Genomic DNA, 12,282 nt, shown 5'->3' with positions numbered 1-12,282 from the left:
CCGGACGGAAAGAACGGTATAATAAAATAGCGCATCATGCCCAGTCTGGTTACGAGGTGAAAAAAGTTGAAATACAAACAAATCAAGACGAAAAAAATATACGAAGAAGTCGCAGAAGCGCTTCTTGAATCGATTAAAAGCGGAGAGCTTGAGCCAGGTGATAAGCTTGACTCCGTTCAGGCGCTCGCCGAAAGCTTTCAGGTCAGCCGTTCGGCCGTCAGGGAAGCGCTGTCTGCGTTAAAAGCGATGGGGATGGTCGAAATGAAGCAGGGGGAAGGAACGTATGTGAAAAGGTTTGAGCCTGAGCAAATTTCCATCCCCCTTTCGGCTGCGCTTTTGATGAAAAAGAAAGACGTCGCTGAACTGCTCGAAGTCCGTAAGATTCTTGAAATCGGAGCTGTTTCAAGTGCGGCTCAAAAACGCACAGAAGAAGATCTCGGGCGCATGCAGGCCGCACTTGAGGATATGAAGCAGGCGGATGGGAACGGCGAACTTGGCGAAAAAGCCGACCTCGCGTTTCATCTTGCGCTTGCCGGCGCCTCGCAAAACGATCTGCTGAAAGGCTTGATGAATCATGTGTCATCACTCTTAATTGAGACGATGAGGGAGACGCGCAAAATTTGGCTGTTCTCGAAGAACACAACCGTTAAGCGCCTTTATGAGGAACACGATGCCATCTATCAGGCTGTGATGGAAAAAGACGGCCAACAAGCAGAGCAGGCGATGCACAATCATCTGACGAATGTGGAAAATGTGCTGGCCTCATATTTTGAAGAAACGAAACAGGCCGACGAGCCGGCCATATAAGCAGCGGCCCGAGTGAAAACGAAAAAGAAACCCCTTTCAAAAAATTTTACCAAGGTGTAAGATGGAGAAAGAGGGTTTTCTAACCAAGTCATCAGATGACCTGATTTATCGGGTTGGAGAGGGGATCAAGATGAAAGTATCACTGTTTATCACGTGTTTGGTTGACATGTTTCAGTCAAATGTCGGAAAAGCGACGGTTGAACTGCTTGAGCGGCTCGGATGTGAAGTGGATTTTCCCGAAGGACAGATCTGCTGCGGCCAGCCTGCGTACAACAGCGGCTATGTCAAAGATTCCAAAAAAGCGATGAGACGGATGATTGAGACATTTGAATCAGCCGAATACGTCGTCAGCCCTTCAGGATCGTGCGCTTTTATGTTCAAAGAGTATCCGCACCTTTTCCGGGATGAGCCGGCCTGGGCGGAAAAAGCGCAGCGGCTGGCTGACAAAACGTATGAGCTGACCGATTTTATCGTCAACGTTTTGAAGGTTGAAGACGTTGGGGCGACACTTGAGAAAAAGGCGACTTATCATACGTCATGCCATATGACAAGGCTTTTGGGCGTCACAGACGCGCCGATGAAGCTCCTTCGGCATGTGAAGGGACTGGAGTTCACGCCGCTGCCGCGCAAACACGACTGCTGCGGATTCGGGGGGACTTTTTCGGTGAAGATGTCGCAAATATCCGAACAGATGGTCGATGAGAAAGTGGCGTGTGTCGAAGAAACCGCCGCAGATGTGTTAATCGGGGCGGACTGCGGCTGCTTGATGAATATCGGCGGACGGATCGGGAGAAAGAACAAGCCGATTGAAGTCATGCACATCGCAGAAGTGCTGAACAGCAGATAAACAGACATCCGGTCATTTCACAGATAGAGGGGGACATTCGTTATGGCAATGAAGATCGGAACGCAGAAATTTAAAGAGCGCGTATCAGACGGGCTCGAAAACAAGTTTATGAGGGGGGCTGTTTCAAGTGCGCAGGAGCGCTTGAGAGCGCGCCGTCTTGAGGCGGCGGAAGAGCTCGGGAACTGGGAAGAATGGCGGTCTCAGGCCGAGGAAATCAGGCAGCACGTGCTCGAAAACCTGGACTACTACCTAGAACAGCTCGCCGAAAATGTCGCCAAAAAAGGCGGGCACGTATTCTTTGCACAGACGGCTGAAGAAGCGACAGGCTATATCCGCGATGTCGTGAAAAAGAAAAACGGCAAAAAAATCGTGAAATCAAAATCAATGGTGACCGAAGAAATCAACATGAACGAGGCGCTTGAACGCGACGGCTGCGAAGTGGTCGAAACCGATTTGGGCGAATACATCCTCCAAATCGATGATCATGATCCGCCGTCACATATCGTCGCACCTGCTTTGCATAAAAACAAAGAGCAAATCCGCGACGTCTTCAAAGAGCGGATCGGCTACCGCAACACCGAAAAGCCGGAAGAGCTTGTCATGCATGCGCGCGCCGTGCTCAGAAAGAAATTTCTCGAGGCTGACATCGGCATTACGGGCTGCAATTTTGCGATTGCCGATACGGGGTCTGTCAGCCTTGTCACAAACGAGGGAAACGGACGTCTCGTCACGACCGTTCCGAAGACGCAGATTACCGTGATGGGGATGGAGCGGATCGTCCCTTCATTCGACGAGTTTGAGGTTCTCGTCGGCATGCTCACAAGAAGCGCGGTTGGACAGCGGCTGACAAGCTATATCACGGCGCTGACAGGGCCGCGGCTGCCCGGTGAAGCGGACGGACCCGAAGAGTTTCACCTCGTCATCATTGACAACGGGCGTTCGAACATTCTCGGAACGGAGTTTCAATCCGTCCTCCAATGCATCCGCTGTGCGGCCTGCATCAATGTTTGTCCCGTATACCGCCATGTCGGCGGGCATTCTTACGGTTCGATCTATTCAGGCCCGATCGGAGCCGTATTGTCGCCGCTGCTCGGCGGATATGACGATTATAAAGAACTGCCGTACGCCTCTTCGTTATGTGCGGCATGCTCTGAAGCATGTCCGGTAAAAATCCCGCTTCACGAACTGCTTCTGAAGCACCGGCAGCGCATCGTTGAAAAAGAAGGGCGCGCACCGATATCCGAGAAGCTCGCGATGAAAGCGTTCGGCTTGGGAACTTCTGCGCCATCTCTATATAAAATGGGCTCCAAATTGGCGCCGGCAGCCATGAAGCCGTTTAACGAAGACGGCAAAATAACGAAGGGACCGGGTCCGTTAAAACAGTGGACCCAGATTCGCGACTTCCCCGCGCCGAACAAGTCAAGGTTCCGCGACTGGTTTGAGGACAGACGGAAAGAGAAAGGGGAAGACAGATGACAAACGGAACAATCCAAAATAAAGACGGCTTTTTAAACCGGATTGCGGAAAGGCTCGGCCGCAACAGGCGTTCGGCAGGCGTCACCGTTCCCGATTATACGTATCAGCCGCAGCACCGGGTATATCAAGGCTATACACAGGATGAGCTTGTCGGCGTCTTAAAGGACCACTGCCGGAAGATTCATACGGAGCTGATTGAAACGGATGTCATCGGCTTGCATGATGCCTTGTATGAACAAGCATCACGATTTGGAGGCGGGCCTGTCATCATTCCGAAAGATGACCGTTTTAAAGAGTACGGACTGTCAGGCCTGTTAACAGACAAGTGGCCGAATGAGGGGACAAAAGTGTGGGAATGGAATGCAGCGGCCGGAGATGAAAATATCCAGCGGGCCGAACAGGCTAACATCGGCGTGACATTTAGCGAGATCACGCTTGCTGAATCCGGAACGGTCGTCCTCTTCAGTTCAAAAGACAAAGGACGATCTGTCAGCTTGCTGCCGACGACATATATTGCGATCGTCCCGAAAAGCACCATCGTCCCGCGGATGACACAGGCAAGCGCAATGATCAAACAAAAGGTTGCAGACGGCGACGTCATCCCGTCCTGCATCAACTATGTCACTGGACCGAGCAATTCAGCCGACATCGAAATGGACCTTGTAGTCGGTGTCCACGGCCCGGTAAAAGCGGCATATATTGTCGTGACTGACCGGTAATTAGACGATAACAAAAAGATTAGCCTCATGCAGAGCTAATCTTTTTTTATTTAGCGATATGACAATTCCGGCATATCCCGATTTTTCGCATCATTCCACTTTTTTGGCCGATTATAAAATAGCGGAACTTGTTATATTAAAATGGTATTTTTATCAGTTTTCCGGCTCTGTATCCCCATTTCTGCCGCTGGTTCAAGCCACTTGCATCTCATTTATGATTCTCGGAAACACCCCTGTAAGAAATAGCCTATTAAAATTTAAGGTAATGTTAAGGATAAGATTATTTCCCGATAATGTTCACTCACTATAATGGAGAATAGTGAAGGAGTGACTCGTATGCGGGCGGTATGTCTGAATGAATTTATCAGTCTTTTTAAAAGCATCAAGTCGATTATTGTCATTATTATTATGTTTTGGGTGAGCTATAAGACTGCAGGATTGATCGAACAGGCGCCTGCGGACTTCGTGCGCGAATTGGATTTAGGAAGCGATGCAAACGCAATCGGAACGGCGGTTATTGTTTTTGCTCTCGGTTTCCTGTTTATCGCTGGACTTTCCCATGACATGATCAACCGCGAAGTCCATGCCCGGACGGTCAGATTTCTTGTGACGAAAACCTCGCGGATCAAGATCATTCTGGGAAAGTTTTTTGGCGTCTGGCTGTTTTGGTTTTTCTGCATGCTCGTTTCGTACACCTTGGTGATGATCGCCTCAAAAGAGTTTTTATGGATGAGTTATGCAGACAGCATGGCGTTTCTTACAGCTGCAATCTCTTTGAACCTTTTATTTTCCATCGTGATTTCAAGGCCCGCCATGTCCATGTTTTTCGGAATCGTGTTTGCGCTCGTCTTTCCCGCGGTCAGCTTATGGACTGTTTATTCAGAGAACGGCATGATCACCTGGTTTAAATATTTAACACCGTACTATTACTCCGTACTGGGCGGTTCTTTTGTTTTCATCAACTTTGTCTACGCGGCCATCGTTCTTTGCGGTGCGATCGTTTTGTTTAAAAGGAGAGATTTATAATGGATGTGGTGATCGAGGCAAAAGGGCTGATGAAAAGCTACGGGGCTAAAACCGTCGTCAATCATGTCGACCTCCAAGTCGAAAAAGGAGAGATTTACGGTTTCCTCGGCCGTAACGGTGCGGGGAAATCTACGTTCATGAATATGATCACAGGCATTATCGAGCCGACAGCCGGCAGTTTTCTGCTGTTAAATGATGCTTCGATTGAAAACGTCAAGCATCGCATCGGCGTTTTACCCGATTATTTGACCCTCTATGATTCAATGACAGCAGTCGGGCATTTGAAGTATTTTGCAAAGCTGAACGGACAAGCCGTATCGACTGAGCGGTGCGAAGAAGTCTTAGAGAGAGTTGGGTTCACTGAGCATGCTGAAAAAAAATCGGGCGCCTATTCATTCGGTATGAAAAAAAAGCTCGGCATCGCCCAGGCGATCATCCACGACCCCGAGCTCATCTTTTTGGATGAACCGACATCAGGTGTCGATGCCGAATCGGCCCTGCACATTCAAAAGCTGATTATGGATTTGCAAAAAGAAGGTAAGACGGTATTTATGACATCACACAACCTGCATGAGATAGAGAAAATCTGTACGCGAATCGCCATCATGAAAAACGGCCGCATTTTAATAGAAGGCACGCTCGATGAATTAAGGAGGCATTTCATGTCGAACATAAGCGTTCACATTCGCCATTCGACTATTCCCGATCAGCATTTCGGCCTGATCGACCGTTTTCTTGAGTCAGCTGGTGAAAACGTTCAATTCAATCACCATGAGATTTCGATCACTGTCAATTCAGAAGAAAAAATTCCCGCCATTGTCAGAGTATTAACAAACTGCAAAGTGGGAATCTACAGAATTCACGTCGATGAACCGTCGCTTGAAGACATCTTTTTGGACAGCTCTGAGGAACGCGTTGTTTCTTGACAGAAAGAATTTGATAGGAATGAACCCGGATCTGTTCGGGCATCATGCCTTTAGTCTTGCAGATGCGAATGGCGTCAATGGATAGATCTATTAAATGCCCGAACAAAAAAACGCCTTTGAATAAAGGCGTTTTCCATAAGGGGTGCTCGGTTTCTAGTATTTCCCCAAAATCGACATGTCGCCGGTCGTTTCTTCATCAATGACATTTCCGTCTTGGTCCATCTTGACGAAATACCTGCCTCCGTTTGTTACGTTTTTGTACTCGGTTTCCGAAGTGCCGTCATCGTTTTGTGTGAATTCAAATTGAACATCAGCGATAAGAGTGTTGCTGTTGAGGTCGACATAGTAGGAATGGAAGCTGACATGGCTCCAGTCATCTTTTTCGGCAGGGGTGTCTGATATGACGCCGATTTTTTCAGCAGGATCATTGACAATCACTCCGTAATCTTTCTGCAAATTGCCGGTTTCGATATCAGCGTCGTTTAAAATCTCTTTCATCTGGCTAAATTCAGCATCTGTAGGTGTTGTATATCTGTCTTCAGGAATGTTTTTCGCAAAGCTTACGGACGATGAACCAAAGACGAGCGTCAATACGGTCAAGATCACCATAAACGAAAGTTTTTTCACGTTCTCTTCCTCCTTTAGCTGATGTGATGATTCGGTTCACACTCTATCATCGTTATAATATTTTGTAAAGTTTGAATAATATTTCAATTTAACTATTTTTTTCGGGGGATATCCGCCGATTTTTATATTTCCCTCTTTTGGGGAATGCTCCATCATCATGAAAGTTGTGCATATCTTCCCTTGTATTTTCCAATGGAAAAGGCGATTTTCCTTGAAAAAAGATAAAAATTTTAATTTTTATTTTTTGGCAGTGGATTTGATGTTGACAAAGTCAAGATCGGCACGTATATTATATGAATATATTTCAGGCAGAAGAAAACACAATGAACGGGAGCAGTAAAAGATCGGCATTGGCAAAGAGAGCTGCGGGTAGGTGCGACGCAGACCAATGAACCTTTGAACTCGCCCGGGAGTGGACTGGCTAAAGGACGGACATCAATTCCTGAGGACATTACGATTAACCTTCGTTAACAGGTTTGCACAGCATGGCTGTGCATCGCAAAGCTGGATTCTTGGCATAGAATCAAAAAGAGTGGTACCGCGGTAAGCTTCAAAGCTCATCGTCTCTTTATCTTCAAATCGAAGAGGGAGACGGTGAGCTTTTTTCATTTTACTAGAGGAAGTGAACATAGATGGAGAAAGACATGCAGAAGCTCGAGCGCACAATGACATCGCGGCATATTATGATGATGGCATTGGGCGGAGCCATTGGAGCAGGATTATTTAAAGGAAGCAGCAAAGCGATCGATTTGGCGGGGCCTTCGGTCATGATCGCCTACTTGATCGGCGGCGTGATTTTGCTGTTTATCATGCAGGGGCTTGCCGAGATGGCTGTCCGAAACAGTGAAGCCAGAACATTCAGGGATCTTGTTCAATCAATATTAGGGCCGTATGCCGCTTATTTTTTAGACTGGATATACTGGAAAATGTGGGTTCTCAATATTGCGGCAGAGGCTGTTGTCGCCGCGATATTTTTGCAGTACTGGCTGCCGGGGCTGCCGATCTGGGTGCTGGCGCTGTTCGTTTCACTCGTCATTACGAGCGTGAATTTGCTTTCTGTCAAAAGCTTTGCCGAGACGGAATACTGGCTTGCCCTTATTAAAATCACAGTGATTGTCGTCTTTATTATATCCGGATTTATCTTGTTATTTTTCTCTTTTGGACAACACTCAGCTGTTGGTTTTACTCATTTGACAGACCATGGCGGCTTCTTCCCGAATGGCGCCGGAGGGCTGATTACAGCCATGCTAGTTGTGATCTATTCCTACGGCGGAACCGAAATTATCGGGGTGACACTGGCGGAAACCAAAAACCCTGAGAAGGTCGTGCCTAAAGCCGTGCGTGGAACGTTGACGCGCATTATTGCTTTTTATCTTCTGCCGTTTTTCGTGATCGTCAGCTTGATTCCATGGAATCAAGTCAACGGTGTGTCGGAGAGTCCTTTTGTTATGGTCTTTAAGATGATCGGCATTCCCGGAGCGGATCATTTGATGAATGCGGTCATTTTACTGGCGGTCATTTCTTCGATGAACTCAGGGCTTTACGGCGCCTCCCGAATAATGTATACACAGGCATCAGACGGAAGAATGCCGAAAATCTTTTCGAGACTTTCCATGAGAAAAGTGCCGGTTTATTCGATTCTATTGTGTACTTCTTTCTTATACTTGGGCGTATTGTTTTCACTGTTTGCCGGCAGCCAAACGTTTGAATATTTGATGGGGTCTCTCGGCTATACCGTCCTTGTGATCTGGATGCTGATTGCCGCTGCCCATTTAAAATCGAGGAAACGGAATCAAACAGCGGGGAACGGCTACTATGTCAAATGGTTCCCTTATACGACTTGGCTGGCAATCATTTCACTGACAGCGATACTGATCGGTGTCATCCTGACCACATCGATTGTCATTACATTGGTGACGGCGGGAATCTATCTGCTCATTAGCGCTGCTTATTTCTTTAAAGGAAGGAACCAGACAGCCGGCCAAACGTCCGCTTCTTAAAAAAAGGCTTGCCTCCGCAGGGAGGCAAGCTTTAAACACATTAGTTCGATTTTTTTCGAACTAATTTCTTTTATTCACCTGAACGATTATGTTATCGTCTAATTACATGACCACTACACTTCAGGAAGAAGGAAAGACAATGTCAAAACAGCATTTCAAAAATACGAAGTATTCCGTATTAAATCTGTCTCCTATCGTACAAGGCGGAGATGCGGGACAATCTTTTAAACAATCTATGGATTTGGCGCAGCATGCCGAAAGATGGGGATACCACAGGTTCTGGCTGGCTGAACACCATAATATCGAAGGCGTTGCGAGCTCGGCTACCTCTGTTTTGATCGGTTATATCGCCGGGGGCACCAAGAAGATGCGCATCGGTTCGGGAGGGATTATGCTGCCGAACCATTCCCCGCTCGTTATCGCCGAACAGTTCGGAACGCTTGAATCCCTTTATCCAGGCAGAATCGATTTAGGACTGGGGCGCGCTCCGGGTACGGATCAATTAACCGCCCGCGCATTAAGAAGAAATATAAGCAGCGGGGAGGATTTTCCCGAGCAGCTTGAAGAACTCCGCCAGTATTTTAAGCCGTCCGGCAATGTAAGAAACCACGTGCGCGCCATACCGGGCGAAGGGCTTGATGTGCCGATTTGGCTTCTCGGTTCAAGCGGATTCAGCGCCCGGCTTGCCGGGGAACTCGGTTTGCCGTTTGCATTTGCGGCTCATTTTTCGCCGGCCAATACGCTGCCTGCTTTGGAACTGTACCGCAGTTCGTTTAAGCCGGGCGTCTTGGAGGAGCCTTATGCGATGGTCGGGGTGACCGTGATCGCAGCCGATACGGACGCGCAAGCGCAGCGCCTTGCAACATCGCACTATCAGAAGTTTTTGGATCTTGTCCGCGGCGCCCCGACTCAGCTTAAGCCGCCTGTAGATGATATGGATCAGATTTGGACGCCGCGTGAAAAAGCGATGGTGAATGAGCAGCTCAGCTCAACGATCATCGGCGGGCCGGACACTGTGAAAGAAAAGCTTGAAGAATTCATCCGTACGACTCAGGCGGACGAGATCATGATCAATTCAGAAACGTTTGACCATGCTGATAGACTCCGCTCGTTTGAAATCATTGCTGATGTCTGGAAAAATGGATAAACGGCAACAAAGCAACGGAACGGAAAAACCGCCCGTTGCTTTTTTTTTGAGTACGTACTTTAGCAATATATTTATTTTTGAAAATAGACGAAGATGAGGGACGGTACCATACCGTACGCGAGCATCGACCACCATCCGGTATTACACCCCATTCAAACGTCCCAGAACGTTGGACAGCCAGATTCATTTTGAATATTTCCGGTCCGTAATACGCAATGGCATTCATAGTTTTTTTTCATTGAGGCACAATTTTCATGAAATATGTATAGTATAGAAATCAACAGGGACAATAATTAATACAGATGTGTGAACATTCGCGCGAATGTTGTCGATGAATTGATTCTTAACAGTTGAATAAACATTTTAACCCTGTTACAATAAGGAATGTAAGCAGGAGCAATTTTTTTTGGCTGAGGTGGGACGTTTTCAGTCACTACGGGACATTATTTGTCCAGGACGAGATGAAAGGAACGTTTTGGCATGAATCAACTAATACAGGCTCAAAAAAAATTATTGCCGGATCTTCTCGATGTCATGCAGAAAAGGTACAAAATTTTGCAGTACATAAGGCTGACTGAACCGATCGGCAGAAGAAGCCTTGCCGCCAGTCTCGGCATCAGCGAGCGGATTTTAAGGGCGGAGGTTCAGTTTTTAAAAGAACAAAATCTACTAGAGATTAAAACAACCGGCATGATATTGACACTTGAAGGATCCAACCTGCTGAAAGTTCTCGAAGATACGATGAAGGATGTTTTAGGTTTAACCCATTTGGAAAATACATTAAAAGAGAGGTTGAACCTCGACGAAGTCATCATTGTATCGGGAGACAGCGACCAGTCCCCATGGGTCAAAAAAGAGATGGGGAGAGCGGCCGTCGCATGCATGAAAAACAGGTTTACGGGGGAAAATATCGTCGCCGTAACCGGAGGTACGACGCTTGAGGCCGTGGCAGAAATGATGACGCCTGACTCGAAAAACCGCAAGCTGCTTTTTGTTCCGGCAAGAGGCGGGCTCGGCGAAAACGTCAGGAATCAGGCCAATACGATTTGCGCCCATATGGCTGAAAAAGCTTCCGGTACATACAGACTGTTATTTGTGCCGGGTGAGCTGAGCAAAGAAGCATATTCTTCTATCATTGAAGAGCCTTCTATTAAAGAAGTGCTTCAGACAATTCAATCGTCCAGTATGGTGATCCATGGAATCGGGGATGCTAAAACAATGGCAGAACGAAGAAATACACCGAAGGAAGATTTGAAGAAAATAGAAGAAAATGAGGCGGTTGCAGAAGCGTTCGGCTACTATTTCGACCGCCACGGAGAAGTCATTCACAAAGTGCACAGCGTTGGCATCCAGCTCGAAGATCTTGATTCAATCCCGAACATCATTGCGGTGGCGGGAGGCTCGTCAAAAGCGGACGCGATAGAGGCGTACTTCAAAAAGCCGCGCAACACGGTTTTGATCACTGATGAAGGAGCCGCGAAACAGTTATTAAGGGAAGCTTCTTCCCTCAATATAAATTAAATATCTCTTATTTACTTAAAGGAGGAAATCATCATGGCAGTAAAAGTCGGTATTAATGGTTTTGGTCGTATTGGACGCAATGTATTCCGCGCAGCATTAAATAATCCTGAAGTTGAGGTTGTAGCAGTTAACGATTTGACAGACGCTAACATGCTTGCTCACCTATTACAATATGATTCAGTACACGGAAAATTGGACGCAGAGGTTTCTGTTGACGGAAACAACCTAGTTGTTAACGGTCAAACAATCCAAGTTACAGCAGAGCGCGATCCTTCTAAACTTAGCTGGGGCAAACAAGGCGTTGAAATCGTAGTTGAATCTACTGGTTTCTTCACAAAACGCGCAGATGCGGCGAAACATTTGGAAGCCGGCGCGAAAAAAGTTATCATCTCAGCTCCTGCGAGTGAAGAAGATATTACAATCGTTATGGGTGTTAACGAAGATAAATACGATGCGGCTAACCACGATGTGATCTCTAACGCATCTTGCACAACAAACTGCCTTGCGCCGTTTGCAAAAGTTCTGAACGACAAATTCGGCATCAAACGCGGTATGATGACAACTGTTCACTCTTACACAAACGATCAGCAAATCCTGGATCTTCCGCACAAAGACTACCGTCGTGCGCGTGCGGCAGCTGAAAGCATCATTCCTACAACAACTGGTGCAGCGAAAGCCGTTTCTCTTGTACTTCCTGAATTGAAAGGAAAACTGAACGGCGGAGCAATGCGTGTTCCAACACCAAACGTATCACTTGTTGACCTGGTTGCTGAACTTGACAAAGAAGTAACAGCAGAAGAAGTAAACGCAGCGTTTAAAGAAGCAGCAGAAGGCGAACTTCAAGGCGTTCTTGGCTACAGCGAAGAGCCGCTTGTTTCTAAAGACTACAACGGCAATGCAAACTCTTCTACAATCGATGCTCTTTCTACAATGGTTATGGAAGGCAGCATGGTTAAAGTTATTTCTTGGTATGACAACGAAAGCGGATATTCTCACCGTGTAGTTGACCTTGCCGCTTACATCGCAAAACAAGGTCTTTAATCCGGAAACCAGAATCAGACTTGGTTCTTGATGAGAGAAGCGCTATAATGAAAGCGGACAAGGGAAGGGGACACACACTCCCTTTCCCTTTTTCCATATCGGCGCCAATTAAGCCGCCCGGGGATTTCCGTTTTCAGGCTTGTAA

At 47.1% G+C, this 12,282-nt stretch carries 11 protein-coding genes, 1 pseudogene and 1 other annotated feature; of the genes and pseudogenes, 10 read left to right on the top strand and 2 right to left on the bottom strand.

Features of this window, described 5'->3' with window-relative positions:
- Nucleotides 1-66 precede the first annotated feature (66 nt).
- From MKZ04_RS13565 to MKZ04_RS13540, 6 genes are all read left to right on the top strand, one after another.
- The gene (locus MKZ04_RS13565; RefSeq protein WP_023856328.1) at nucleotides 67-807 is read left to right on the top strand and encodes a FadR/GntR family transcriptional regulator; all 741 of its coding nucleotides are present in this window, start codon (nucleotides 67-69) and stop codon (nucleotides 805-807) included.
- A 130-nt stretch (nucleotides 808-937) separates the two neighbouring features.
- Nucleotides 938-1,654, top strand: coding sequence for a (Fe-S)-binding protein (locus MKZ04_RS13560; protein ID WP_020453014.1), 717 nt, complete (start codon nucleotides 938-940; stop codon nucleotides 1,652-1,654).
- Nucleotides 1,655-1,696: 42 nt separating this feature from the next.
- The gene (locus MKZ04_RS13555; RefSeq protein ID WP_023856327.1) at nucleotides 1,697-3,130 is read left to right on the top strand and encodes a LutB/LldF family L-lactate oxidation iron-sulfur protein; all 1,434 of its coding nucleotides are present in this window, start codon (nucleotides 1,697-1,699) and stop codon (nucleotides 3,128-3,130) included.
- Entirely contained in the window at nucleotides 3,127-3,849 is a 723-nt protein-coding gene (locus MKZ04_RS13550; protein WP_020453012.1) for a LutC/YkgG family protein, read from the top strand. Before MKZ04_RS13555 ends, MKZ04_RS13550 begins: the two co-directional genes overlap by 4 nt.
- A 336-nt stretch (nucleotides 3,850-4,185) precedes the next feature.
- Nucleotides 4,186-4,875 (top strand): ABC transporter permease subunit, encoded by a 690-nt coding sequence (locus MKZ04_RS13545; RefSeq protein WP_020453011.1) that lies wholly within the window; start codon nucleotides 4,186-4,188, stop codon nucleotides 4,873-4,875.
- Nucleotides 4,875-5,801, top strand: coding sequence for an ABC transporter ATP-binding protein (locus tag MKZ04_RS13540; RefSeq protein ID WP_023856326.1), 927 nt, complete (start codon nucleotides 4,875-4,877; stop codon nucleotides 5,799-5,801). Before MKZ04_RS13545 ends, MKZ04_RS13540 begins: the two co-directional genes overlap by 1 nt.
- 153 nt (nucleotides 5,802-5,954) lie before the next feature.
- On the opposite strand, the gene MKZ04_RS13535 is transcribed toward MKZ04_RS13540, so the two are convergent.
- The gene (locus tag MKZ04_RS13535) at nucleotides 5,955-6,428 is read right to left on the bottom strand and encodes a hypothetical protein (protein WP_331837628.1); all 474 of its coding nucleotides are present in this window, start codon (nucleotides 6,426-6,428) and stop codon (nucleotides 5,955-5,957) included.
- Nucleotides 6,429-6,742: 314 nt separating this feature from the next.
- Nucleotides 6,743-6,999 (top strand) — a binding site (T-box leader).
- 61 nt (nucleotides 7,000-7,060) lie between these two features.
- On the opposite strand from MKZ04_RS13535, the gene MKZ04_RS13530 reads away from it, so the two are divergent.
- The gene (locus MKZ04_RS13530; protein WP_023856323.1) at nucleotides 7,061-8,428 is read left to right on the top strand and encodes an amino acid permease; all 1,368 of its coding nucleotides are present in this window, start codon (nucleotides 7,061-7,063) and stop codon (nucleotides 8,426-8,428) included.
- 139 nt (nucleotides 8,429-8,567) lie between these two features.
- Nucleotides 8,568-9,575 carry an LLM class flavin-dependent oxidoreductase gene (locus MKZ04_RS13525; RefSeq protein WP_023856322.1) on the top strand — a complete coding sequence of 336 codons (1,008 nt, stop codon included), beginning with the start codon at nucleotides 8,568-8,570 and terminating at the stop codon, nucleotides 9,573-9,575.
- An 89-nt stretch (nucleotides 9,576-9,664) separates the two neighbouring features.
- Here MKZ04_RS13525 and MKZ04_RS13520 read toward each other — a convergent pair.
- Nucleotides 9,665-9,762 (bottom strand): annotated as a pseudogene (locus MKZ04_RS13520) (hypothetical protein); the annotation flags it as partial.
- A gap of 293 nt (nucleotides 9,763-10,055) precedes the next feature.
- Here MKZ04_RS13520 and MKZ04_RS13515 point away from each other — a divergent pair.
- Nucleotides 10,056-11,096 carry a sugar-binding transcriptional regulator gene (locus MKZ04_RS13515; protein WP_020453006.1) on the top strand — a complete coding sequence of 347 codons (1,041 nt, stop codon included), beginning with the start codon at nucleotides 10,056-10,058 and terminating at the stop codon, nucleotides 11,094-11,096.
- 33 nt (nucleotides 11,097-11,129) lie between these two features.
- Nucleotides 11,130-12,137, top strand: coding sequence for a type I glyceraldehyde-3-phosphate dehydrogenase (gap, locus tag MKZ04_RS13510; RefSeq protein WP_020453005.1), 1,008 nt, complete (start codon nucleotides 11,130-11,132; stop codon nucleotides 12,135-12,137).
- The last annotated feature ends 145 nt before the right edge of the window (nucleotides 12,138-12,282 follow it).

The sequence above is a fragment of the Bacillus sp. FSL W7-1354 genome (assembly GCF_038002405.1).
Lineage (GTDB): Bacteria > Bacillota > Bacilli > Bacillales > Bacillaceae > Bacillus > Bacillus paralicheniformis.
Note: the sequence above shows the minus strand (reverse complement) of the source record. Positions and strands in the feature narration are given on the sequence as shown.